Origin of the sequence: Microvirga sp. M2 (assembly GCF_047497095.1) — a bacterium.
Lineage (GTDB): Bacteria > Pseudomonadota > Alphaproteobacteria > Rhizobiales > Beijerinckiaceae > Microvirga.
Window position 1 is genome coordinate 447,501 of the sequence record NZ_CP134064.1, and the last position, 23,598, is coordinate 471,098.

A 23,598-nucleotide genomic window follows, 5' to 3' on the forward strand; every position below is an offset into this window, starting at 1 on the left:
AGATCACCCGGTTTCGGGTCTAAAGCAACGAACTTAAAAACGCCCTGTTCAGACTCGCTTTCGCTGCGCCTCCACCTACCGGCTTAAGCTTGCTCGTTACTTTAAGTCGCTGACCCATTATACAAAAGGTACGCCGTCACCCAGGACGAACCTTGGGCTCCGACTGTTTGTAAGCATCCGGTTTCAGGTACTGTTTCACTCCCCTCGTCGGGGTGCTTTTCACCTTTCCCTCACGGTACTGGTTCACTATCGGTCGCTGAGGAGTACTTAGGCTTGGAGGGTGGTCCCCCCATGTTCAGACAGGATTGCACGTGTCCCGCCCTACTCATATCCAACCATCTCACTGACTCGTACGGGGCTATCACCCGTCATGCCTGCTTTTCCAAACAGTTCCGATGACGATCAGGTTGGCATTGGCCTGGTCCGCGTTCGCTCGCCACTACTAACGGAGTCTCAATTGATGTCCTTTCCTCCAGGTACTTAGATGTTTCAGTTCCCTGGGTTCGCTTTAAACCCCTATGAATTCAGGGCCTAATACCTTCATCTGACCCTCCGTAGTGCAACGCCACCCAAAAGATGCCGTCACAATACAAAGGGTCGAAGGTGGGTTTCCCCATTCGGAAATTCCTGGATCAAAGCTCGTTCGCAGCTCCCCAAGACTTATCGCAGCGTACCACGTCCTTCATCGCCTCTCAGCGCCAAGGCATCCACCAGATGCTCTTACGACACTTGATTACTCTCATGATCGATGCCCGCTCGGCAGCGGCCATCGACCCAAAAGAAAGACCTGCCTTCGGATCTCTCCGAAGACATGTTTTGCTTGCCAAAGCATATCCGGCGCACCTGGCTGCGGGCCAGGGCTGGTTCGCGGGACTAGGTTGCCCGCTGGCCGAATATGCCGCCTCTTTACGATTTCAAACATCCGCGCCGCTCACCCCCAAGAGGGGAGGGCGCGAATCCGACAAGATCCCGCACGCCAAGCGCGCAGAATTCCAGAAAAACCCCCAGCACCAAAGAATGGTGGAGCCTGTCGGGATCGAACCGACGACCTGAAGCTTGCAAAGCTACCGCTCTCCCAGCTGAGCTAAGGCCCCGTTGCGCAGGACCCTCGGACCGCAAGGTCCGCAAGCCCGACCGGGCGCCGCGCCGCGTGGCGCGGACAGCCAAGGCCACGGAGGTGGCCGCCGGCGTCTGAGGCCCCAGAATAATGGTGGGCCTGGGACGACTCGAACGTCCGACCTCACCCTTATCAGGGGTGCGCTCTAACCACCTGAGCTACAGGCCCGATCCGCCGCACGACACGGCAGGGTTTTCCGGAGAAGAAGAAGCGAAGACGGCAGCGTCCCGCAAGAAGGGTCTGACTTGACCCTGTTTGTTCCAAGAGATCCGAGAAGACCGGCAGATGCCGACCTTGAGGGATCATCCTTAGAAAGGAGGTGATCCAGCCGCAGGTTCCCCTACGGCTACCTTGTTACGACTTCACCCCAGTCGCTGACCCTACCGTGGTCGCCTGCCTCCTTGCGGTTGGCGCAGCGCCGTCGGGTAAGACCAACTCCCATGGTGTGACGGGCGGTGTGTACAAGGCCCGGGAACGTATTCACCGTGGCGTTCTGATCCACGATTACTAGCGATTCCGCCTTCATGCACTCGAGTTGCAGAGTGCAATCCGAACTGAGACGGCTTTTTGGGATTAGCTCCCCCTCGCGGGTTCGCTGCCCATTGTCACCGCCATTGTAGCACGTGTGTAGCCCAGCCCGTAAGGGCCATGAGGACTTGACGTCATCCCCACCTTCCTCGCGGCTTATCACCGGCAGTCCCCCTAGAGTGCCCAACTCAATGATGGCAACTAGGGGCGAGGGTTGCGCTCGTTGCGGGACTTAACCCAACATCTCACGACACGAGCTGACGACAGCCATGCAGCACCTGTGTTCCGGCCAGCCGAACTGAAGAGGAATGTCTCCACTCCCCATACCGGACATGTCAAAGGCTGGTAAGGTTCTGCGCGTTGCTTCGAATTAAACCACATGCTCCACCGCTTGTGCGGGCCCCCGTCAATTCCTTTGAGTTTTAATCTTGCGACCGTACTCCCCAGGCGGAATGCTTAAAGCGTTAGCTGCGCCACTGACGAGCAAGTCGCCAACGGCTGGCATTCATCGTTTACGGCGTGGACTACCAGGGTATCTAATCCTGTTTGCTCCCCACGCTTTCGCGCCTCAGCGTCAGATCCGGACCAGTCAGCCGCCTTCGCCACTGGTGTTCTTGCGAATATCTACGAATTTCACCTCTACACTCGCAGTTCCACTAACCTCTTCCGGTCTCAAGCCTTGCAGTATCGAAGGCAATTCTGTGGTTGAGCCACAGGCTTTCACCCCCGACTGACAAAGCCGCCTACGCGCCCTTTACGCCCAGTGATTCCGAACAACGCTAGCCCCCTTCGTATTACCGCGGCTGCTGGCACGAAGTTAGCCGGGGCTTCTTCTGCGGGTACCGTCATTATCGTCCCCGCCGAAAGAGCTTTACAACCCTAAGGCCGTCATCACTCACGCGGCATGGCTGGATCAGGCTTGCGCCCATTGTCCAATATTCCCCACTGCTGCCTCCCGTAGGAGTTTGGGCCGTGTCTCAGTCCCAATGTGGCTGATCATCCTCTCAGACCAGCTACTGATCGTCGCCTTGGTGGGCCATTACCCCACCAACCAGCTAATCAGACGCGGGCCGATCCTTCAGCGATAAATCTTTCTGCTCTCGCACGTATCCGGTATTAGCCCAAGTTTCCCTGGGTTATTCCGAACTGAAGGGCACGTTCCCACGCGTTACTCACCCGTCTGCCACTGACCCCGAAGGGCCCGTTCGACTTGCATGTGTTAAGCCTGCCGCCAGCGTTCGTTCTGAGCCAGGATCAAACTCTCAAGTTGAACTTCAGAATTCGATCTCGACTGTTCGTCTTAAAACGCAAAATTGACAGAGCACCTCTCACTCCGGCCAAAACCGGAGCGGTGTACTCACCAAAAGCGCAAGACCTGGTCGATGTCTTGTTCAAAGCAGCCCCAAAGGGCCGCCGCAAGGACACCGCCGCCTGCGCTTCTTCTTCCTTCTTCACTTGTCAAAGAGCAAAACCCCGGTCCGAAGACCAGTCCCGGTCCGAAGACCGGAGCGAAACGCCCCGAAGGACCCTCGCCGACGCGGCAGTCCCGAAGGCCGCCGCCGATGAAGAGGTATTTAGCGAAAGCCTTTCCGAAGGTCAACTACAATTATGAAGTTTTTTGTCGGAGCGATTTTCGATCCCAGCGGCTTTCAGTATTCAGGGCAAACTTCATCGTTCGCAAAGATCGACTTGTCTTTGCGTTTGCTTTGTCTCAAGTCGCTTTTGTGACCTGAAAACTTCTGCTGTCCGTCAGAGGAGCCGTGTTGACTTGTCATTACGACAGTCTCGGCTCGTGCCGTTGAACGGAAACTTGCGTTCCCGTTCGGCCGCCAGCCGGTGCGGTTCACGAGGAACCTTGCCGATGCGGTCTGCGATGAAGCCTGCCTGGATCTGAAATCCGGCGGGGCTGCGGATATGTCGATTAGCCGGCGCTTTGTCAACACCCCGTCTCGCAAAGGCTGCATTTTCCGCCGGCTGTGGAGGAGGAGCCCACCGGACCACAAGGTCGGAGCGGTCCGGCGTCGATCGGCATGCGATTCTGGCTGCCGTGCGGATTCGATCGCCGCGGGGATTCTCGGGAGCCGGGGTGTCAGGGTAGCGAGCTTTTTCAGGCAGGCCGGCTGCGTGCCATTCCGGGGCGCGGCCGGTCCTCTCGGAGCATCGCGGGGTCCGTAAGCGGAGCCTGCGTGGTTCTGCCTGATCAATAGGTTCGGTAATAGGTACGATACGGCCGACCATAACCGTCTTGATGTCTGGGCCCATGCTCCCAATAAGGAGGCGGGACAGGGCGGCCGCCATCCCATCGCCCGGGCCCTCTATCGTGCCTGCGAGCAACGAAGGCGCAACGCTTCGGCACTCCATAGGCCGGATCGCCGAAGACGCTGTTCGAACATGGGACCCCTCCGCCACGCACGAAGCGTTCGACACTTCGCCCGGGCACCCCGTAGATGACGCGGGTCGGATAAGGCACGCGACAGAAACCGCCCTCCTGCGCACAGGGAACCAGTTCCTGGACCTGGGCATGGGCCCCCATCGCGAACATCGTACCAGAGGCAATTACCGCCGTCGCCAGCATCGCACGCAACATGTCGTTCTCCCATCAATGATGAACAACGTTACGCAGCGAGGCGTAAACGCATCCCTAACGGCGATGCCTCCCGATCGTGAACGACCGGAGGATCGGAAACTCTTCAATCGATATCCACCGACGGGCCGGGCGCCCTGGTTGCGCCGCGGCACCGGCGAGGATGCACACCGTCGATAGCGCTTCCCGTGCTCCAGGAGGCTGCACCCGCGGCCGGCTCTCTTCGACGAGCCGGCGCGGCGGTCGCAGGATCAATGGCTGAAGATCGAGCCTTCGACGGCGTTGGTCACTCGGCTGCCGCTCTTTGGGCACCCAAAGCAGCGCGTGTCCTGGTCATCATCAGCGCCGCCTTCGCAGCCTCGCGGCCTTTCTCGACAAAATGGGCGCGATAGATCTGCGAATGGTGCTCGGTCTCTTGATACTGATGGGGCGTAAGGGAGACGGAAAGAACGGGCACGCCGGTGTCCATGCCGGCCCGCATCAGGCCGTCCACCACCGCTTGCGCCACGAACTCATGGCGGTAAATGCCCCCGTCGACGACGAATGCGGCCGCTGCAACGGCAGCATATTGGCCCGATGCGGCAAGATCGCGAGCCAACAGCGGCATCTCGAATGCGCCCGGAACGTCGAACACATCAACCTGTTCGGACGGAATGAGTTCGTAGAACCCTTCGAGGGCCCGATTGACGATATCGGCATGCCAGTTGGCTTTGATGAAGGCATAGCGGGCGTGTGTCATGGTGATCTCCTTGATAGTGCATTGACACGTCACCCAAGGCGATCCCGAGCAACCGCGCAGCCTGAGGCTTGCACGGTTGGCACGTTCTCTCTCATCCGGACTATGACCGTCGGCTCAGGCCTCTCACCTGATCTGCTGACCCTTCCGGAGGAAGGCGCTCGCGGGCTCGCAGATTTCACTGCATACCGCCGGTAGGGACTTCCACCCCGCCCTGAGAACGCGGGCAAGCTAATTGGAAAACCATAGTGTGACAAGCAAGTCGTGGTCACACGCGCAGAGTTCGAGAGGGCTTTGCGTGTCGATCTCCATTTCAACCCGTCCGTTCGGGCTTACGAAATCCAGCCTGATGATACACCGTTGCGCCATCGCCGTGAGCATCGAGTCGGCGAAGGTGGAAAGCAAAGGCAGAACAGCGGGAGCGGAGCGGCTGCATAGCCGCTAGAGCAGCGCTCGAAGAACGTTTCAGGCAGGCTTAGCGCCAGACGCTTTGCGAGGCACACCCGCGCGTGCCTCGCTTCTTGGGCCCCAGGAACGCTCTATTCGCTTCCCTTGGTCTTGGGCACGTAAGGTCCGTTGCCGTCGAAGGTGTAGGCGGTCTTGACCGTGGTGTAGAACTCCTGGGCGTAGCGGCCCTGCTCGCGCGGCCCGTAGCTCGAACCTTTGCGGCCGCCGAACGGCACGTGATAGTCGACGCCCGCGGTCGGCAGGTTGACCATCACCATGCCGGCCTCGGCATGGCGCTTGAAGTGGCCGGCATGCTTCAGGCTCGTGGTGCAGATGCCCGACGACAGCCCGAACGGCGTGTCGTTGGCGATCGCCAGCGCCTCGTCATAATCCCGGGCCCTGATCACCGTCGCCACCGGCCCGAAGATCTCCTCGCGCGCCACCCGCATCCGGTTGTCGACCTCGGTGAACAAGGCCGGCGCGAGATAGAACCCGGGCGCCTCGCGCTTCAGCAGCTCGCCGCCGGCCACCAGCCGGGCGCCCTCGTCCTGGCCGATCTTGATGTACTTCAGATCCTGATCGAGCTGGCTCTGGTCGACCACCGGGCCGATCTGGGTGCCGCTCTTGAGCGCATCGTCGATCACCAGCCCCTGCATGCGCGCCTGCATGGCGGCCACGAACCGGTCGTGGATGCCGGCGGTCACGATCAGGCGCGAGGACGCGGTGCAGCGCTGGCCGGTCGAGAAGAACGCCGAGTTGATCGCGCACTCGACCGCCACGGCGAGGTCGGCATCGTCGAGCACCACCATCGGGTTCTTGCCGCCCATCTCGAGCTGGACCTTCTTCATCGGGTCGGCCGTGATGCAGGTCTGGGCGACCCGCCGGCCCGTCGGCACCGAGCCGGTGAACGAGATCGCGGCAACCTTCGGGCTCTGCAGCATGGCCTCGCCGACCACCGAGCCCTTGCCCATCACCAGGTTGAACACGCCCGCCGGCACGCCGGCCCGGATGATGATCTCGGACAGCGCATGGGCCGAGGCCGGCACCAGCTCGGCCGGCTTGAACACCACCGTGTTGCCGTAGGCGAGCGCCGGCGCGATCTTCCAGGCCGGGATCGCGATCGGGAAGTTCCAGGGCGTGATCAGGCCGACCACGCCGACCGGCTCGCGCGTGATCTCGACATCGACGGCCGGGCGCACGGAGGCCAGCTTGTCGCCGGCCAGCCGCAGGCACTCGCCGGCGAAGAAGTGGAAGATCTGGCCGGCGCGGGTGACCTCGCCGATGCCCTCGGGCAGGGTCTTGCCCTCCTCGCGCGAGAGCAGGCGGCCGAGCTCGTCCTTGCGGGCGAGGATCTCGTCGCCGACGGCCTTGAGAATGTCGTGGCGGGTCTGGATGGAGGAATGCGCCCAGGCCGGGAAGGCGTCGTAGGCGGCGTCGATGGCGGCCTGCGCCTCGGCGGCCGACGCCCGGGCGAACTCGCCGATCACGTCCCGGGTGTCGGACGGATTGAGGTTGGCCGAGGCTTCCGTGGCCCCAACCCATTCGCCTGCAATGTAGTTCTTCGTCATCTTCAATCTGCCTGGTTCGTAGTGATGAGACCGCGCGCTGCGAGGTTGCGCATGAGGGCGCCCAAGCCGAAGGCCCAGGGCTCGCAATCCGAACTCGGCCGGATCCGGTTGACGAGCGCGCCGAGTTCGGGCGCCGCGATGGTGACGATGTCGCCGCGCTTGTGCGTGAAGCCCATGCCGGGCTCGTCGCGATCCTGCGTCGGCGCGAACATGGTGCCGAGAAACAGCACGAACCCGTCCGGGTACTGATGGTGCGGGCCCAGCGTCTGCGCGACCAGATCCGCCGGATCGCGGCTGATCTTCGTCAGCGATGATGACCCTTCGAGCCGGAACCCGTCCTCGCCCTCGACGCTCAGCGTCACGGTGGTCCGGCGCACGTCATCGAGCGAGAAGGTTTCGTCGAAGAACCGCAGGAACGGGCCCAGCGCACAGGAGGCGTTGTTGTCCTTGGCCTTCGACAGCAGCAGCGCCGAGCGGCCCTCGAAGTCGCGCAGGTTCACGTCGTTGCCGAGCGTCGTCGCCCCGACGATCCGGCCGTCGGCCGTGACCACGATCACCACCTCCGGCTCGGGATTGTTCCAGGTCGATTTCGGGTGCAGGCCAGCATCCATGAACGGCCCGACCGCCGACAAGGTCGGGGCCTTGGTGAAGACCTCGGCGTCGGGCCCGATGCCGACCTCGAGATACTGGCTCCAGGCGCCTTGCGCGACGAGCACCTGCTTGAGGGCCAAGGCCTCGGGCGAGCCGGGCCGGAGCCGGCTGAGATCGTCCCCGACCAGGCGCAGGACCTCGGCCCGGATCGCGGCCGCCGCCCCGGCATCGCCGCGGGCCCGCTCCTCGATGACGCGCTCGAGCATCGACACCGCGAACGTGACGCCGGCCGCCTTGATCACCTGCAGGTCGATCGGCGCCAGCAGCCAGGGCTTTGATCCGTCGCGGCCGTCGGGGGGCGTATTGGCCACGAGCTCGGCCAGCGACCCGATCCGCTCGCCCGCGGCGCCGCTGAGCGTGCGCGCCGGATCCGCCCCGGCGGCGAGCTCGCTCATCGTGGCGCAGGTGGCGGAGATGTCGATCACCCCCTCCTCCCGGATCGCCACGACACAGGGGCCGAGACCCGGCCGCCAGACACGGCCCGCCAGCGCCCCCCGATAGCCGTCAACCGGCAGGATGTCGCTTGCGGTCGTCGCTTTTGCACTCATCCTCGACACCTTTCATGCAGCGTGATTATTGTCGGCCTCCACTCGTGTCGCTTTAATCGGCACGGACGTGGGTACCGTTGATCTCGCCCATCACGTCGAACAGGTGTGCGATGTACTTGTCCCCATGTCCCAAGGCGGTCGCAAGAACGAAGGTCTGGTGGACGGCCTGTGCGACGAAGGCGGTCGCCGGCGCCATCTCTGCGAGATGGGTATACGACCGCATATCTTTTACAGCGTTGCGCAGCGCGAACTTCTGATTGGAGTCGTCCCCCTCGAGAACAAAGGGGATGAGGCGGTCGAAGGTCCGGCTATGAGCGCCACTCAAGCGGCACAGGTCGGCGAAGGAGCGGAGATCGAGGCCAACTTTCGCCGCCGCCGCGAACGCCTCAGCCAGAATGACCGCATTTCCCTGCGCGATGAAGTTATGAATGAGCTTTGCCTTGTGGCCCGACCCGATGGGGCCAAGGTGATGAATGGTTTCGGAGTAGGACGCCAGCACGGGCCGAAGGTCTTCGACGACAGCGGCATCGCCACCGACAAGGACGTTGAGGCGGCCTTCCTCGGCTTCCTTGGGAGTGCGGTTCACGGGAGCATCGATATAAATTCCCCCCCGTGCCCGAACGGCGGCCTCGGCGCGCACCGCGAAATCAGGATCGCCGGTGCTGCTGTCGACCACGACGAGGCCAGGATGCATTCCCTCCAGAAGACCGCCCGGGCGGTTGAGGACATCCTCGACCTGAGGCGAGCCCGTCACGCAAAGGATGACCACGTCGGATTCCCGCGCCAGGTCTGCGGCCGTGGCCGCCTCCTTGGCCCCCCGGGAGACCAGATCGTCAACTGGCTGCCGGTTGCGATGGGCCAATACCGTCAAGGGAAATCCCTTGGCACGGATATTCTTCGCCATTCCGGTTCCCATCAAACCGAGACCGACAAAGCCGATTCTTTTAACGGAGTTCATCACAAATCCTTTCCTCGGAGCCTGCGAGGTCGACCGGACCTGACAGGCGGACGATCATTCGAACCTCTTCAGGGCGAACCCGGAGGCCGCTCACGAGGAGGTGAGCTCGATCCTGACCCTTGACGATCGAGCGCCCTCCCCAATCCGGATCGGCCCGACCTCAACCGGGACGCCGTCGTGGCATCCGTCATGAGCGAGAGCATCGAACGCGGGAAGTGGGCACCGGTTTTGCGTGAAACGATGCTCAAGACCGGAGACTGACCGCATCGGATGAGGTTCGATGTCACACCCGATGCGGTCGCTACGGTAAGACGGGTCGGCTTAGATCGCCACCGCCGATCCTCAGCCCGACTGGCGGCTCTTCCTCTGCGCGATAGAGCAAGAGCTCCCATCAAGCAGGAGAACCGCCCGGTCGAGACAAGGCCATGCGTCGAAGCCTCCCCGTCATAGCCCCCAGCGCAGCACGAGCGGATCGAGGCGGCGGGCGACCTCGATGAGGCCCTTGCGGGTTTCGGGATGCAGCGGCTGGAGCGGATGGCGCACGAAGTCCGACCGGATCACGCCGCCTTCCTTCATCAGCGCCTTGGCGGCTAAGAGGCCGCACTGGCGGTTCTCGTAGTTGATCAGAGGCAGCCAGCGCTCATAGGCCACGAGCGCCGCCTCGCGGTTGCCGGCAAAGTAGGGATCGATGATCTGGCGGATGCCGTCGGGGTAGCCCCCGCCCGTCATCGCGCCGGTCGCGCCGGCGTCGAGGTCGGCCATCAGGGTGATCGCCTCCTCGCCGTCCCAGGGCCCTTCGATGGCCTCGCCGCCGAGCGCGATGAGTTCGCGCAGCTTGCCGGCGGTGCCGGCGACCTCGATCTTGAAATAGGAGACATGGGCGATCTCCCTGGCCATCCGGGCCAGGAAGGCCGGCGACAGGGAGGTTCCGGCCATGGGCGCGTCCTGGATCATGATCGGGATGTCGATGGCATCCGACACGCGGCGGAAGAACTCGTAGATGCCCGCTTCCGAGACGCGCAGCGTCGCACCGAAGAACGGCGGCATGATCATCACCATCGCGGCGCCCGCCTCCTGCGCCCGCTTCGAGCGGTCGGCGCAGATGTCGGTCGAGAAATGGCTCGTCGTGACGATGACCGGAACCCGTCCCGCCACATGATCCAGAACGGTGCGGGTCACGCTCTCGCGTTCGCTGTCGCTGAGCAGGAACTGCTCGGAATAGTTGGCCAGGATGCAGAGACCATCCGAGCCCGCGTCGATCATGAAATCGATGCAGCGCTTCTGCCCCTCGGGATCGAGGCGACCAGCGTCGTCGAATATGGTCGGAGCCACCGGATATACGCCGCGATACAGTCGGTTCATTCTTGCCACCTGCAAAAAAAAATCTCGTGCGGACGGCGCGCAACGGCGCCGTCCGGGTTCAGGGTGTTAGAGAGTGAGTGAACGAAAATTGCGAGAGCCATTCCCCTCTTTACGAGGGGAACGCTTCATCCTTATTCCATCATCTCGGCCGGCAGATCCGACTTGAAGTACTTCTTGTAGATCTCGTTCAGCTTGCCGTTCTTGAGGTTGGCCGTCACCCAGTTGTCGACCCAGTCGCGAAGCGCATCATCTTTCTTGCGCAGGCCAATGGCCATCGGATAGGCCGCCATGGTCATCTTGACCTCGAGGTTTTTGGCGGGGTTGGCGTCACGCACCTCGTTGGCGGTGGAAAGCGCCGCAGCAAAGATGTTCTGCTGGCCCGTCGCTACGGCCGTGTTGGTCGTGGCCTCATCCTCATAGCGTACGATCCGGGCGCCGCTGACCGGCTTCAGCACCTTGGTCAGCTCGATGTCTGCCGTGGTGCCGCGTGCGACGGCGATGGTCTTGCCATCGAGATCGTTCGCCTGTTTGATCTTCTCGTTAGTAGGACCCGCGATGACGACCGGGATGACGCCGTAAGGCCGCGAGTAGTCAATGACCTTCTTACGCTCTTCGGTGATGGAGAAAGACGCGATGACGATGTCGGCCTTTCCGGACAACAGGAAGGGAACGCGGTTGGCGCCGGAGACCTGGACGATCTCCAGCGGAACTCCGAGATCCTTTGCGAGAAGATTGGCCGTTTCAACGTCCGAGCCGGTCTCCTTCGCCTTATCGTCAAGCATGCCGTAGGGCGGATGGCTGACATCGATCGCAATGAGGATCTTGCCGCGCTGCTTGATCGTGTCGAGCGTATCTGCCTGGACGGATGCGGGCAGCAGCGCAACGGCCAGTCCAAGTCCGATGGCGGTTCGGCGGGTGAAGTTGGTTTTTGACATCTCGGGTCCTCCCTAGTCGTGTGATTGCCGTGAAAGCGGCTCGTGTTGTTGGCTAAAGTCCGTTGCCAACGAATTGCTGAAGTTCCGGGGTCTTCGGGTTGCGAAGGATGTCGCCCGGGCCGGTTTCCCAGACCTTTCCGTGGTGCATGAAGACGAGCTGGCTGGCGACGCGTTCGGCGAAGTTCATTTCATGCGTCACCAGAACCATCGTCATGCCGCTTTGAGCGAGCTTCTCGATCACCTTCAAGACCTCCCCGGTCAGTTCGGGATCGAGCGCCGAGGTCACCTCATCGAACAGCATCAGCTTCGGCTTCATCGCGAGCGAACGGGCAATCGCGACGCGCTGCTGCTGTCCTCCGGACAGTTGTTCCGGATAGCTATCGGCCTTGTCGCTAAGGCCGACCTGCAGAAGCACCTCTCGGGCGAGGTCCTTGGCTTCGGCAGCACCGATCTTCTTCACCCGACGCGGAGCGAGGGTAATGTTCTCCGTGACGGTCAGATGCGGGAACAGGTTGTAGCTCTGAAAGACGATCCCGACGTCCTGGCGTAGCGCCCGGAGATCGAACTCTCCTTTATGGAGGGCCCTGCCGCACACGTAGAGCTCACCGCTATTGATCTGCTCCAAGGCGTTGATGCAGCGAAGCGCCGTACTCTTACCAGATCCGCTGCGGCCGATCAGTGCGGTCACCGTGCCCCGTTTGATCTCGAGCGAGACATCCTTTAGCACGTCCAGGGCACCAAAAGACTTACGGACGTCCTTGAAATGAACCATCGGCTCCATTGGGAAGTTCTCCTATGCGCGCTTCAGCTTGCGCTCGAACCGCCGGCTCATCACAGACATCGGGTAGCAGATGATGAAATAGAGAACCGCCGCGATGGTGAATACGGTGAACGGCTTGTAGGTTGAGTTGTTGATGACTTTTGCCGAGTAGGTCAGATCGAAGAAACCGATCACGACCGAATACGAGGTGTTCTTGACGATCTGGACCAGGAACCCGACCGTCGGCGGAATGGCGATGCGCATGGCCTGAGGGAGAATGACGTCCGCCAGTCGCTGCATCGGAGTCAGAGCCAGGCACTCGGCAGCCTCCCATTGGGTCTTCGGCACGGCCTCGATGCAGCCCTTCCAGATCTCGCCGAGATAGGCGCCCGAGTACGCAGTCATGGCAAGGCCGGCAGCCACCAAGGCCGGCAGCTCGAAGCCGCTGATGCTCAACCCGAAATACACGACGAACATGATCACAGGCAGCGGTATTCCCTGCACCAGCTGAACAAAGACGCTCGAAACCGCGCGCAGTGCCCACACGCGCGACGAGCGCGCCAGCGCGATCGGCAATCCGATGATGGTGCCGCCTACGAATCCCATCAGGGACAGAACGAGGGTCCAGCCAGCACCGCGCACGATATAGAGAAGGTGATCGACAGTCAGACCAAGCATGATGCAGCCTTACAGGGGAGTGCCAAGGCGCCGGCGCCGGGGAAACGCCACGGTCGCAAGGCCCAGCAGAACGGCCCGGAGGAGCGTGACGAGCGCGAGGTAGACAACGGCGATAACGACGTAGACTTCGAAGCCGCGGAACGTGAACGACTGAATTTGATAGGCGACGCCAGTGAGTTCGGGAGCAGAGATCTGCGACATGATCGAGGTCGCGAGCATCATCAGAATGAACTGGCTCACGAGAGCCGGGTAAACGCGCTCGACCGCCTGAGGCAACTGCACATAAAGGAGCATCTGCCAGCGCGAGAGTGCGAGGCACGAAGCCGCCTCGACCTGACCCTTCGGGATGCTCTCGAAGCCTGCGCGCATGATTTCGGCGGTGTAAGCCCCCACATTGATGACGAGCGCAATAACAGCCGCGTAGAAGGCATCGATGCGTATCGAAAGAACGGCAAGACCAAAGAATAACCAGAAGACTTGAATGACCAGCGGTGTGTTGCGGATGGCCTCCACATACACGGTCGTTGCGCGCTGAAGCCAGGGTGGCCCGTATAGGCGCCCAACGGCGCAAGCGGTCCCAAGGATGAACCCTGGAATGATGGATATGGCCGTCATCCAGAGCGTTAAAAGAGTGCCATTCCAGAGATCAGGACCGTATTCATTCAGGAAACTGAAGTCGAATTCATAGATCATTTTATCGATGGCGCCCCTAGGAGGGTTTAACCGTCACTTACGGCACTACTAATGTAGAATCAAGTCGCACAATACCGCCGCTAAACTCTTAATGAACGTCTCGCACTAATGACATTACGCTCGATCATCGCATTTCCTCCGCTCTACACTCTCACGGTGCTATTGACATTTTTTTGGTAGCATGGTGGTACATTGCGTGCAATAGCCATTTTCGACAGGCGACCGATCTGTCGACCCTGAGAGGAAAGCACCAATGCCCGCCATCGCCCTGCCGAAAGAGGCCCGAGTCATCGTGCTGAACGCAGCCGATAATGTGGCCGTCGCGCGCGACAAGATCGCGGATGGAAGCCCGATCGGCCTTGATGACGTGGTTTCGACGGGTGATATTCCGCGCGGCCACAAGTTGGCGCTTCGTCCGATTCAAACCGGCGATGCTATACTAAAGTATGGACAGGTCATCGGGTTCGCCACGCAGCCGATCCGGACGGGCGAGCATGTTCACCTGCAGAATATGGCGATGCAGGAAAGCAACGTCGCGCATGAGTTCTGCGCCGACGCTCGCCCCACCCCCCTGCTGCCGGAGGGCGAGCGCCGTACGTTCCAAGGCTTTCGTCGCCCGAATGGGATGGTGGGAACGCGAAACTATATCGGCATCGTAAGCTCCGTGAACTGCTCAGCCACTGTCGCGAAGGCAACCGCTGACTATTTCAATCGCGGCGGCGGCTTGGCGAACCATTCAAACATCGACGGGATTGTCGCCCTCACGCATGGCGGCGGATGCGCGATCAACACGGCGTCGGAGGGGTATCGCTACCTGGTCCGGACGTTGAGCGGGTATGCGCGGAACCCGAATTTCGGCGGCATTCTCATGATCGGCCTCGGGTGCGAAACCAATCAGATCGAAATGCTCCTGGAACGCTCGGGCCTGACCGAGGGCGCATTCCTCCGAACGATGACGATCCAGCGGATGGGCGGGACCCGGAAGTCCATTGAAGCCGCCAAGGCGGCGATCAACGAGATGCTGGACGCCGTCAATGCCGTGCAGCGCACCCCACAGCCTCTCTCCGAGTTGAAGTTGGCCCTGCAGTGCGGTGGGTCGGATGGCTATTCAGGGATTTCGGCGAACCCGGCTCTCGGCTACGCGGCGGACCTGCTGGTTCGCCATGGGGGAACGGCGGTTCTCTCCGAAACGCCCGAGATTTATGGGGCCGAACACCTCCTGACGCGCCGGGCGACGGCGCCGGAGGTGGCGCGCAAGTTGATGGACCGGATCGATTGGTGGCGCGCATACACGGCCAGCAACGATGCCGAGCTCAACAATAATCCGTCTCATGGCAACAAGGCCGGTGGGCTGACGACCATCCTCGAGAAGTCGCTTGGTGCCGTTGCGAAGGGCGGGACAATGCCGCTCGAGGCGGTGTATGAATACGCCGAGCCGATCGATCGAACGGGTTTCGTGTTTATGGATACCCCCGGATATGACCCGGTAGCCGTAACGGGCCAGGTTGCGGGCGGCTGTAATATTATCTGCTTCACGACCGGGCGCGGTTCGGTCTCGGGCTTCAAGCCGGCGCCCTGCATTAAGATCGCGACAAACACCACCATGTACGAGCACATGGAGGAAGACATGGACATCAATTGCGGCGGTATCGTCACGGGCGAAGACAGCATCGAGGAAGCCGGCAAACGGATCTTTGAGAAGGTCATCGCCGTCGCGTCCGGTGAACAATCGTTGAGCGAAACGTTCGACTATGGTGACAACGAGTTCGTGCCGTGGCCTCTTGGGGCAGTCACATAGTCGGCACGAGGCGCCAGCGCCAAAATCCCGAATTGAGCAAGAATGCAATGATCGAGCGTAAGCGGCCGGCCTATCTGTTGATCAAGCAGACCCTGCAAGCGGGGATCGAAGCCGGACGCGTGCCGGTGGGGGCGGTTCTCTCCGAAAGTGCCCTCGCGTCGATTTTCCGCGCCAGCCGATCGCCGGTGCGGCAGGCCCTTGCGGAACTCGAGCATGAAGGAGTTGTGCGCCGCTTCGACGGACGTGGCGTCGTCGTTGGCGGTGCCGACAGCTCACCAATGCGCCTGGAAATCACTGCGGCGATGTTCGACCTGGGCCCGGACCCGTCGGAAGTCGTGCGCAGCGATGCGTGGGAGAACCTCTACTATGACCTCGAGCGGAGTATCATCCATCGCTCGGTTTTCGGACGCGCGAGGGTCAATGAGCTGGCACTCGCGCGGCATTACGGAGTCGGCCGCACCGTTGCCCGTAATCTCCTCATCCGAGCTCAGGCCGCGGGCCTCCTGAGCAAAGAAGACAATGCACATTGGTACATCGTCGCACTCACCGACAACCGTGTTCGAGACTTGTACGAGCTTCGAATCGTGCTTGAGCCGCTTCTGGTCAAGAGCGCCGTGACACGCATCCCCGGCGAGGAACTGAACGCCATGGAGCGCCGGCTCCATTCGGTTGCAAGCTCAATGTCGACAGCAACCGTGAACCAGCTGGACGAATTGGAGAACGATCTCCATGTGCAATGTTTGAGCTACGGCCGAAACCTTGAGATCATCGAGGCGCTGAAGCGTACACGCTGCTCGCTGGTCGTCGGAAAACACATTCAGGCGGCGCTGGCGAAGCATCCGCAGATCGACCCTTTTATGGACGAGCATTTAGCGGTTATCCGCGCGCTCAAGAGGGGTGACGGCGATTCTGCCGCTGCAGCCTTGAGCTCTCACCTGGTCGAGAGCGGGATAAAGGCGGTGGAACGCCTGGAGGCATTTCGCGCCGTCAATAAAATGCCGCATATTCCTTTCGTTTTGGACTAAGTCACCTGACGGGTCGGGAGGAGATTGGGGCTGGGCATCAGATGGGCCGTCATCCTATGCTGTCACAACTATTGCAGGAACTCCCCACCTGAGTCGACATTCGATCCATCGCGCAAATGTTCTAGCGCATCGTGCGGACCCAGCGGGCCGCGCGAGCGAACAGTGGACCCGGTTTTGACGAACGTGGCCGTTCGGATCCGCTCAAACGATGCGCGCTGGCAACCGCCCGAGGCCTCATGCGGCCCGGTTTCGGGCCGCACTTGGATAGAGATGTCCGGTGCGTCGCGCGACTAGGCTTGCCGCGTCCTTCCACGCACCGGATCGTCTTTACGGACGAAGCTCATGGCCTTCAGTCTTGGGCAACCCAGAGCTTGCGCGTTGTCTCGATCACGCGCCATGTGCCTTCGAATCCGGGCTTCATCACGAATGTATCGCCGGCCTGAAGGCGCACGGCCGGCTTCCCGTCTTCGGTCAGTTCGGAAACACCAGACAAGATGGAGCAGAACTCCCAAGTGTTTCCTTTGATGGACCGATAGGCGCCAGGCGTCGCCTCCCACACTCCCGCGCTGACGCGACCGTCCGGTGACGTCTCGATATCCCAGGTCTTGAACCTTGGATCGCCGTCCACCAGCCGCTCCGGTATGGGCTTTCCGTCACGGGCTTCGCCAAGGTCATCGAGCTTGAAGAAGGTGATATTTGTCATGTCGTCTCCGTCCTGTTGATGAAAGATCGAGCATCGATGGGCTTCATGCTTCTCGCGGCTCAAGGTGAATGGCAACCGCGCGAGAGTTCCCCGTTCTCGGCTGAAAATCCGAAGCGCCGAAGTCAGGCGGCATGGAACCCTGCCGATTGGTCGCCGACCGGAAGACTCCATACCATATCGGCCTTCTGAAACCGGAACAGATGATCAGCGGTCAAGATGGGAATTCGGCCGTTGCCCGCCGTCACGCCGATGGCTTGTTTAACGCGTTCCGACACGCAGGCCGAACAGCTCCGGCAAGGTTGCCAGTGCGCGCGCGCAAAGGCCTGCTTTCCGCTCCATGTCCTCAGCGTCCTCGCAGGCCAGAATACCCCACCTTATCGCGCGGCCGCCGATGAAGCGGAGTGGCTCGGGTGGGAATGTCGGGCGCTGGCGGGTGCAGAACGGCAGTTGCGCCCAGTAGTCTTTCTCATCGAGCACGAGGGATGCCAGACATTGCCCGCCGATATAGGTCGGGTTCACTCCATGGCCGGAATAGCCGGCCGCGTAATGAACCCGGGTTCTCGGGATCGTCGCAAAGTATGGCAGGCGGTCCGTGGCGACATCGATAGGCCCGCCCCAGATCCCGGCCATCCGCACGCGGGCCAGCTCCGGCAGCAGACGCCTGACTCCCGCAAGAACGCGCCCTGCACTGGCCTGATCTCTGAACAGAAGCGGTGACGTCGTCTGTGCGCCGAATGCGATCGGGCCGGACCCCGAGCCCATCAGCACGCGGTGGTCCGGAGTTTTCCTGAAGTAGTGCACGAACATGCGGGCATCGGTCAGGCCCTGGTCGCCGAGCCAGCGCGTCGATCTGAGCGGTTCCTCGGCAGGTTCGGTCATACCGGCGTAACTCGAGAAGAGCGTGACGTAGGGAGCAACTTCCCTGAGCTTGATCAGCTCCACATTGGTGGCCAGAACGACATCTCTCGCGACGATTGCGCCGGACGGGGTGACGATCCGGTTGGGTGTTCCGCGTTCGAGCGCGGTCATCGGCGTGTTCTCGAAGATCGCGACCCCGAGCCTGTTTGCATGGGCCCGCAGCGCCCTCACCAGTCTGCCAGGGTGGACGGTCGCACCTTCCGGATAGTAAATCCCACCGCGAAAGGGGGATGCGCCGCAAATGCTCTGAACCTGCTGTGGTGTGAGCTGCTGCGCTGTATGCGGCACGCCGAGGCGTGCCGCCTCTTGAGCAGCATGTTGAATGCTGAGATCCTGGGCGGGCGACGCCGAAACCATCACCAATCCGGCCTCTCGCCACCAAAGATCGACCTCCGTGTTTTGAACGAACGCCCTTAAGGCATCTTGGGCTTTGGCCCCGGCGCGGGCGATCTCGAGAGCCGCGTTGGCACCCAGGCCCTTTGCGATGCCGGGAAGCGATCCCCAATAGCCACTGACCAGTCCGCCATTCTTGCCGCTTGCGCCAGCGCCGCACACCTGTGCCTCGATCAGGACGATCTTCAGATCGGGTTTGCGTTGACGCAGTGCGATCGCGGTCCACAGCCCGGTGAAGCCGCCACCGACGATCACGACGTCGGCACTGATATCTGTGGCGAGAGGCGGTAACGACGGGTCCCCTCGACGGCGCGCCATCGCCTCACGCAACCACCATGAGCAATCGTCAATAGGTAGATCGGACAAAGAGGAGCGAGCCGTCATCTCATGAATTCTCGAAAGGTCTAAGGCGAGCTGAGCAAAGGCCTCACGCGAAACGGGCGTGAGGCCTGCTCATGGCTGTAAGCATGTCTTCTGAACGCGCGCAAACAGCGGGTTTGCGGATTCACCTCGGACGAAAGTCTCACTTCGGCGTGAGATCGGCGCCAAACCACTTCGTGGTCAACTTTCCAAGTGTCCCGTCGGCAATTGCCGACTTGAGCGCGGCATTGTACGTCCCAAGCAGGGACGTGTCGGATTGGCGCATCGCGGCAGCGACGCCTGGACCGAAAACACCTCCGCTGAAGATCGGTCCGGACGTCCTGAAGTCGGCCAAATCGGGTTTTTCCAAAGTCGCTTTGGCAACCGTGATCGTGGCGAAGACGGCATCGATTCGGCCTGACGACAGATCGAGGTCATGCGCTTCGGTCGTCTTGTATTCGCGGATTTGGACCGCATCGGCGAAATACTTCTGGATAAAATTGGTATTGGTCGTCGATCCCTGAACGCCAATGATCTTGCCCTTGAGCACGCCCCGCAGCTCTTGGATCAGCCGCTCGGCATCTGGTCCGTTCTTGTCGAGATTAACGAGAATGCCGCGTTCGGGCAGAGCGGCAAGAGCCTCGGACTTGGCCGCAATAAAGGTCGAGGACGTCGGCGCGTAGATGTCGGAAAAGGCAAGAGCCTTTTTGCGCTCCTCCGTCACGCTCATGGCCGCCATGATGACGTCGATCTTGCCTGCGTTCAGGGCCGGAATCATGCCGTCCCAATCCTGGGCAACGATCTCGCAACGAGACTTCATCCGTGTGCAGAGATCATTTGCAAGGTCGATTTCGAAGCCTTCGAGCTTTCCACCGGCCACTGTGAAGTTCCAAGGCGCATAAGCACCTTCGGTTGCAATCCGGATAGGCTTGTCCTGGGCCAGGCTGTTCGTCGACAGCATGGCAGAAGCAAGGGCGATCGCAGTAAAAAGCGGTCTTCTGTTCATCTCAACGGCTCCCCTATCTTATCTTTGCTGCATGCAACCCACGAAATACCCTTTCCAGTGGTCCGGATCCGCTGCTTCCTTTTCGTCAGACGAACAGGGGGTGCATTCTAAACGAGCTATACGAGCGCCATCGCTACACTTAAATCTCGTATTGCGCGCATTCACGTGAATGTTTACTCAACTAACGGCCGACAAGGAGGGCGACGGTATTTCAAAAGGCTTCAAGAGCCCCATCAATGATGTCGATATTCGCCTCCTGCGCGTATTCCTCACAGTTGCGGATTCGGGTGGGTTCAGTGCGGCGGAGGTCCCTTTGGGGATCAGCAGGTCCGCGATCAGCAAACATATGGCCGAGCTGGAAGCACGGCTCGGTTTGAAACTGTGCCGGCGCGGAAGGGGCGGTTTTGAGTTAACCGATCATGGGAGGGACGTGTACGAAGGAGCCGAACAGGCGCTGCGGTCCCTCGATGAATTTCGCAACCGGATCAACAGGCTTCATACGGAACTCATCGGCAGCCTCCATCTTGCGGTGGTCGACAGCACTTTGCATGACCCCGCCAACCCGATCATCGGAGCCATGCGCAGGCTCTTGATACAGTCACCAGCCGTCGAAATCACTCTCTCCATCATGTCCTCGTCCGTGATGGAGGCCGCGTTGTTGGATGATCGCATCCATATCGGTGTGCTGCCCCGTCGGCCGACGTTCAGAGAGCAGCTCGTTTACAGCCCTCTGTATAGCGAAACCAGCGGGCTCTATTGCGGTAAAGCGCACCCGCTATTCACGCATGTCAGCATCGAGCGCGACGACCTCCGGCATCAGCGCTATATCTCGCCAAGCCATAATGAAAGCGAACGGCTCATCGAGGTTCTCGGAAACGGGATGACACAGGTTCGAACGTCTGCGATTGCGCGCAACGTCGAAGGGACCGCCATGTTGCTACTGACGGGGCAATTGCTGGGCTTTCTGCCGGCTCATGTCAGCCATCCCCTGGAGGCCTCCGGAGCGATCCGTTCGATCCGGCCGGACCACTTTACCGTGCAGACCCCAATGGACGTGATTTTCAAGGCTCGCAAGGACATGAACCCCGTTCTCGAGCGCTTCCTCCAGGAGCTCAAGATCCATAAGCGCTAAACTCCTTGGGGGACCGAAGACCTCCACCGGAGATCCCTGCTCTTGCACCACGCCCCTGCGCGGGAACACGACCGGGGCGTCACGCCAAAGAGGTCCGCCTTCGTACACTCACTGATAGAACGTCCAGAGAAGACTTTCGCTCAGCTCCTTCAGGGTCTCGACCGCATCGGGCCGCTCCCGGGCCACGGCCGTGATAATGGCGTCCGCGAGTGCGAAGGCGGCTGTCGGCGAATTCGGCAGCAGGCGGTTTCGCGCCGGAGCGAACAGCGTCATGTCGGCGATCGGCACGAGCGGTGAGCTGGGTGCATCCGTCAGCGCCAGCACGGTCGCCCCGCGCTTCTTGGCAAGGCTCGCGAGATCGACGGTTCCACGGGAGTACCGAGGAATGGAGATGGCTATCATGACCTCGTCCGCCCCACCGATGGTCATGATGTGGCGGATCGCCTGCTCGGGTCCGCCGCGAGACGACGCAAAGGTGACATTGGCATCGAGATAAAGCGCCAATCCTTCCTCGAGATGAGCTGCCACATGATGGCTCGCGCCAGAGCCGACGATGAAGATCCGGCGCGCTTCCAGAAGAGCCTTCATGGCGCGGGAGGAGACTTCCTCGTCGAGAGCCGAGATCGTCTCGTTCAGGTTGGCGGTCTGGTCCTTGAGGACGGTGACGAGGGTCGAGAAGGCAGAGCCTTCCACGCTGTGCGCGCCCGCGAGGCTGTCGATGGGCGCCATCGCCACCCGCAGCGCTTCCGCGAGCGCTGCTCTGAACTCGCCATAGCCGCCATATCCGAGAATGCGGACGAAACGGGTGACGGTTGCAGCGGACGTTCCGCTGCGCTCGGCGAAGCCTTCGATGGTCATCGTCGCCGTCTCGAGCGGATTCTGCAGCACGAAATCCGCTGCACGGCGCGGAGCGCCGGTGAGCGAGGGATAGTTGAAAGAAATGCGGTTGGCGAGGTCCGTCGTCGGCTTCAGAACATGTGACATGGACGCTCCACCCAGATTGACGTCAGTTCATTTTCATGTTTTCTAATTTCTGAAAATAAATCTGTCAAAAGACAGCGTCCAGGGAACGGAGAAGAAATTCCATGCATCGTCCACTTATATCTGCCTTCGTCGCCGGCACATGCCTGCTCGGCGCTCCCGCGTGGGCCCAGTCCCTCAAGGTCGCGCTCAGCTCCGAGCCGACCGCCATCGATCCACATTATCACGATCTGACGCCGAACAACGCCCTCGCGGCGCACATCTTCGACGGGCTCACCAAGCAGGACGAGAAGCAGACGGTTCTGCCCAGCCTCGCGACGTCGTGGGAGAACGACGGACAAAATCGCTGGACGTTCAAGCTCCGTCAGGGCGTGACGTTCTCCAACGGCAAGCCGTTCACCGCCGACGACGTGATCTTCAGCTTCTGCCGGACCTTGAAGAACGAGACCGCGATCGCCGGCTCCTTCGCCGACATTACCGGCAACTTCACGGCGGTCGAAGCCCCCGATCCGCACACCGTCATCATTACCACGAAGGCGCCGGATCCGCTGCTGCCGAACTTCCTGTCTGCCGTGGCCATCCTGAGCTCTTCCATTCTTCCGCATGACAAGCTGACCTTCGACGTCGCAAAGAACTGCGGAGTGACCGGTGCATGGCCCGTCGTCGGCGACTTCAACGACGGCAAGCTCGCCATCGGCACGGGTCCCTACAAGTTCAAGAGCTACACGAAGGGGACGAGCGTCGAGCTCGAGCGCAACGAGAAATACTGGGGCCCTGCCGAACCTTGGGCCAATGTTACCTTCGTGCCGGTTCCCAATGCCGGTCCCCGTCTGGCCGGACTGCTGGCAGGGGACTACGATGTGATCGAGAACCCGGCCGCGCGTGACGTCAGCCGTATCAAGGACGACAAGCGCTTCGGCTATGTGATCACGCCGTCGACGCGCGTGATCTACTTCCAGCTCGATGTGGAGCGCGAGCCGAGCCCGTTCGTGAAGGCCGACAACGGCAAGAACCCGCTGAAGGATCCGCGCGTGCGCAAGGCGATGTCGCTCGCCATCGACCGCGACGCCATCGTCAAGCGCATCATGGACGGCGCGGCCGAACCCGCCTACCAGTTCCTGCCCGCCGGGATGTTCGGCGCCCTGCCGAACCCGCCCAAGCTCGCCTACGATCCGGCCCAGGCGAAGAAGCTCCTGGCCGAGGCGGGGTATCCCAACGGATTTCAGGTAACGCTCGCGACCACGAACGACCGCTACATCAACGACAGCCAGATCACGCAGGCCGTAGCGCAGTACCTGACCCAGGTCGGCATCCGCGCCGAGGTGGACGCGATGGCGCGCGCCATCTACTTCCCGCGCCGCTCCAAGAAGGAGTTCAGCGTGGCGCTCGGCGGCTGGGGCTCCACGAGCGGCGAGGCTTCGTCCTTCCTGCGTCAGTGGCCTGCGACGCCGGATGAGGCAAAGACCATCGGCGGATCAAACTACGGCGGCTATTCGGATCCCGAGTTCGACAAGCTCATCCGCACGGCCATCGTCACTCTCGACGACGCGAAGCGGTCCGAGCTTCTCAATCAGGCCGGCCTGAAGGTTCTCGAAGGCGGCGCATTCATCCCGCTGCATTTCGAAAGCACCGTCTGGGCCTACAAGTCGAACCTGACCTATGTCGGCCGCGCCGACCAGTTCACGATGGCCATGCAGGTGAAACCGGCGAAATAAGC

Annotated in this window: 18 protein-coding genes, 2 tRNA genes, 2 rRNA genes and 1 riboswitch (1 of these 23 cut by a window edge); of the genes, 5 read left to right on the plus strand and 17 right to left on the minus strand. The window is 61.3% G+C overall.

The genetic code is table 11. The features are described 5' to 3' along the window. Positions 1 to 735 (minus strand): 23S ribosomal RNA (locus RE429_RS21800); it reaches 2,073 nt to the left of the window's first position. A 6-nt stretch (positions 736 to 741) separates the two neighbouring features. On the opposite strand from RE429_RS21800, the gene RE429_RS21805 reads away from it, so the two are divergent. Beyond that, positions 742 to 1,053 carry a hypothetical protein gene (locus RE429_RS21805; protein WP_414475432.1) on the plus strand — a complete coding sequence of 104 codons (312 nt, stop codon included), beginning with the start codon at positions 742 to 744 and terminating at the stop codon, positions 1,051 to 1,053. On the opposite strand, the gene RE429_RS21810 is transcribed toward RE429_RS21805, so the two are convergent. The 12 genes from RE429_RS21810 to RE429_RS21865 form a co-directional block, all read right to left on the minus strand. Further along, a tRNA-Ala gene (locus RE429_RS21810) sits at positions 1,019 to 1,094 on the minus strand. The two genes, RE429_RS21805 and RE429_RS21810, sit on opposite strands and share 35 nt — an antisense overlap. 114 nt (positions 1,095 to 1,208) lie before the next feature. Then, positions 1,209 to 1,285, minus strand: a tRNA-Ile gene (locus RE429_RS21815). 144 nt (positions 1,286 to 1,429) lie between these two features. After that, a 16S ribosomal RNA gene (locus tag RE429_RS21820) occupies positions 1,430 to 2,915 on the minus strand. The 16S and 23S rRNA genes sit together here with 2 tRNA genes alongside, the layout of an rRNA operon. Before the next feature lie 1,600 nt (positions 2,916 to 4,515). Then, positions 4,516 to 4,968, minus strand: coding sequence for a 6,7-dimethyl-8-ribityllumazine synthase (locus tag RE429_RS21825; protein WP_414475433.1), 453 nt, complete (start codon positions 4,966 to 4,968; stop codon positions 4,516 to 4,518). A gap of 79 nt (positions 4,969 to 5,047) precedes the next feature. Further along, positions 5,048 to 5,191: riboswitch (FMN riboswitch) on the minus strand. Between the two features lie 313 nt (positions 5,192 to 5,504). Further along, positions 5,505 to 6,980, minus strand: a complete 1,476-nt coding sequence (locus tag RE429_RS21830) for an aldehyde dehydrogenase family protein (protein WP_414471087.1) — start codon at positions 6,978 to 6,980, stop codon at positions 5,505 to 5,507. A gap of 2 nt (positions 6,981 to 6,982) precedes the next feature. Beyond that, complete coding sequence (locus tag RE429_RS21835) at positions 6,983 to 8,179, minus strand: fumarylacetoacetate hydrolase family protein (protein ID WP_414475434.1); 1,197 nt, start codon at positions 8,177 to 8,179, stop codon at positions 6,983 to 6,985. Between the two features lie 52 nt (positions 8,180 to 8,231). Then, positions 8,232 to 9,083, minus strand: a complete 852-nt coding sequence (locus RE429_RS21840) for an NAD(P)-dependent oxidoreductase (protein WP_414475435.1) — start codon at positions 9,081 to 9,083, stop codon at positions 8,232 to 8,234. 498 nt (positions 9,084 to 9,581) lie between these two features. Further along, the gene (locus RE429_RS21845; protein WP_414475436.1) at positions 9,582 to 10,499 is read right to left on the minus strand and encodes a dihydrodipicolinate synthase family protein; all 918 of its coding nucleotides are present in this window, start codon (positions 10,497 to 10,499) and stop codon (positions 9,582 to 9,584) included. Positions 10,500 to 10,630: 131 nt separating this feature from the next. Further along, a complete protein-coding gene (locus RE429_RS21850; protein WP_414475437.1) occupies positions 10,631 to 11,434 on the minus strand; it encodes a transporter substrate-binding domain-containing protein in 804 nt (267 codons plus the stop codon). A 52-nt stretch (positions 11,435 to 11,486) separates the two neighbouring features. Further along, entirely contained in the window at positions 11,487 to 12,215 is a 729-nt protein-coding gene (locus tag RE429_RS21855) for an amino acid ABC transporter ATP-binding protein (RefSeq protein WP_414475438.1), read from the minus strand. Positions 12,216 to 12,227: 12 nt separating this feature from the next. Then, the gene (locus tag RE429_RS21860) at positions 12,228 to 12,872 is read right to left on the minus strand and encodes an amino acid ABC transporter permease (protein ID WP_414475439.1); all 645 of its coding nucleotides are present in this window, start codon (positions 12,870 to 12,872) and stop codon (positions 12,228 to 12,230) included. A 9-nt stretch (positions 12,873 to 12,881) separates the two neighbouring features. After that, positions 12,882 to 13,565, minus strand: coding sequence for an amino acid ABC transporter permease (locus RE429_RS21865; protein WP_414475440.1), 684 nt, complete (start codon positions 13,563 to 13,565; stop codon positions 12,882 to 12,884). A gap of 253 nt (positions 13,566 to 13,818) precedes the next feature. On the opposite strand from RE429_RS21865, the gene RE429_RS21870 reads away from it, so the two are divergent. Next, on the plus strand, positions 13,819 to 15,363 hold the full coding sequence (locus tag RE429_RS21870; protein ID WP_414475441.1) for a UxaA family hydrolase: 1,545 nt from the start codon (positions 13,819 to 13,821) through the stop codon (positions 15,361 to 15,363). A 47-nt stretch (positions 15,364 to 15,410) separates the two neighbouring features. Beyond that, positions 15,411 to 16,388: a GntR family transcriptional regulator gene (locus RE429_RS21875; RefSeq protein ID WP_414475442.1), complete on the plus strand. Its 978-nt coding sequence runs from the start codon at positions 15,411 to 15,413 to the stop codon at positions 16,386 to 16,388. Between the two features lie 349 nt (positions 16,389 to 16,737). Here RE429_RS21875 and RE429_RS21880 read toward each other — a convergent pair whose 3' ends face one another. From RE429_RS21880 to RE429_RS21890, 3 genes are all read right to left on the minus strand, one after another. Then, the gene (locus tag RE429_RS21880) at positions 16,738 to 17,091 is read right to left on the minus strand and encodes a cupin domain-containing protein (protein WP_414475880.1); all 354 of its coding nucleotides are present in this window, start codon (positions 17,089 to 17,091) and stop codon (positions 16,738 to 16,740) included. Positions 17,092 to 17,349: 258 nt separating this feature from the next. Continuing rightward, complete coding sequence (locus RE429_RS21885; protein ID WP_414475443.1) at positions 17,350 to 18,720, minus strand: NAD(P)/FAD-dependent oxidoreductase; 1,371 nt, start codon at positions 18,718 to 18,720, stop codon at positions 17,350 to 17,352. Between the two features lie 205 nt (positions 18,721 to 18,925). Next, positions 18,926 to 19,768 carry a transporter substrate-binding domain-containing protein gene (locus tag RE429_RS21890; protein WP_414475444.1) on the minus strand — a complete coding sequence of 281 codons (843 nt, stop codon included), beginning with the start codon at positions 19,766 to 19,768 and terminating at the stop codon, positions 18,926 to 18,928. Between the two features lie 169 nt (positions 19,769 to 19,937). Between RE429_RS21890 and RE429_RS21895 the strand changes: the two genes are divergently transcribed. Then, entirely contained in the window at positions 19,938 to 20,900 is a 963-nt protein-coding gene (locus RE429_RS21895; RefSeq protein WP_414475445.1) for a LysR family transcriptional regulator, read from the plus strand. A 108-nt stretch (positions 20,901 to 21,008) separates the two neighbouring features. Here RE429_RS21895 and RE429_RS21900 read toward each other — a convergent pair whose 3' ends face one another. After that, complete coding sequence (locus RE429_RS21900) at positions 21,009 to 21,884, minus strand: MurR/RpiR family transcriptional regulator (protein ID WP_414475446.1); 876 nt, start codon at positions 21,882 to 21,884, stop codon at positions 21,009 to 21,011. Positions 21,885 to 21,985: 101 nt separating this feature from the next. Here RE429_RS21900 and RE429_RS21905 point away from each other — a divergent pair, with 101 nt between their 5' ends. After that, positions 21,986 to 23,596, plus strand: coding sequence for an ABC transporter substrate-binding protein (locus RE429_RS21905; RefSeq protein WP_414475447.1), 1,611 nt, complete (start codon positions 21,986 to 21,988; stop codon positions 23,594 to 23,596). Positions 23,597 to 23,598 lie beyond the last annotated feature (2 nt).

Excerpts from the sequence above, each read along its gene's own strand:
- RE429_RS21845 (WP_414475436.1), bottom strand. The coding sequence starts at position 10,499 with ATGAACCGACTGTATCGCGGCGTATATCCGGTGGCTCCGACCATATTC.
- RE429_RS21875 (WP_414475442.1), top strand. The coding sequence starts at position 15,411 with ATGATCGAGCGTAAGCGGCCGGCCTATCTGTTGATCAAGCAGACCCTG.
- RE429_RS21905 (WP_414475447.1), top strand. The coding sequence starts at position 21,986 with ATGCATCGTCCACTTATATCTGCCTTCGTCGCCGGCACATGCCTGCTC.
- RE429_RS21880 (WP_414475880.1), bottom strand. The coding sequence starts at position 17,091 with ATGACAAATATCACCTTCTTCAAGCTCGATGACCTTGGCGAAGCCCGT.
- RE429_RS21830 (WP_414471087.1), bottom strand. The coding sequence starts at position 6,980 with ATGACGAAGAACTACATTGCAGGCGAATGGGTTGGGGCCACGGAAGCC.
- RE429_RS21885 (WP_414475443.1), bottom strand. The coding sequence starts at position 18,720 with ATGGCGCGCCGTCGAGGGGACCCGTCGTTACCGCCTCTCGCCACAGAT.
- RE429_RS21855 (WP_414475438.1), bottom strand. The coding sequence starts at position 12,215 with ATGGAGCCGATGGTTCATTTCAAGGACGTCCGTAAGTCTTTTGGTGCC.
- RE429_RS21895 (WP_414475445.1), top strand. The coding sequence starts at position 19,938 with ATGTTTACTCAACTAACGGCCGACAAGGAGGGCGACGGTATTTCAAAA.
- RE429_RS21900 (WP_414475446.1), bottom strand. The coding sequence starts at position 21,884 with ATGTCACATGTTCTGAAGCCGACGACGGACCTCGCCAACCGCATTTCT.
- RE429_RS21860 (WP_414475439.1), bottom strand. The coding sequence starts at position 12,872 with ATGCTTGGTCTGACTGTCGATCACCTTCTCTATATCGTGCGCGGTGCT.
- RE429_RS21835 (WP_414475434.1), bottom strand. The coding sequence starts at position 8,179 with ATGAGTGCAAAAGCGACGACCGCAAGCGACATCCTGCCGGTTGACGGC.
- RE429_RS21865 (WP_414475440.1), bottom strand. The coding sequence starts at position 13,565 with ATGATCTATGAATTCGACTTCAGTTTCCTGAATGAATACGGTCCTGAT.
- RE429_RS21840 (WP_414475435.1), bottom strand. The coding sequence starts at position 9,083 with ATGGCGAAGAATATCCGTGCCAAGGGATTTCCCTTGACGGTATTGGCC.
- RE429_RS21850 (WP_414475437.1), bottom strand. The coding sequence starts at position 11,434 with ATGTCAAAAACCAACTTCACCCGCCGAACCGCCATCGGACTTGGACTG.
- RE429_RS21805 (WP_414475432.1), top strand. The coding sequence starts at position 742 with ATGATCGATGCCCGCTCGGCAGCGGCCATCGACCCAAAAGAAAGACCT.
- RE429_RS21890 (WP_414475444.1), bottom strand. The coding sequence starts at position 19,768 with ATGAACAGAAGACCGCTTTTTACTGCGATCGCCCTTGCTTCTGCCATG.
- RE429_RS21825 (WP_414475433.1), bottom strand. The coding sequence starts at position 4,968 with ATGACACACGCCCGCTATGCCTTCATCAAAGCCAACTGGCATGCCGAT.
- RE429_RS21870 (WP_414475441.1), top strand. The coding sequence starts at position 13,819 with ATGCCCGCCATCGCCCTGCCGAAAGAGGCCCGAGTCATCGTGCTGAAC.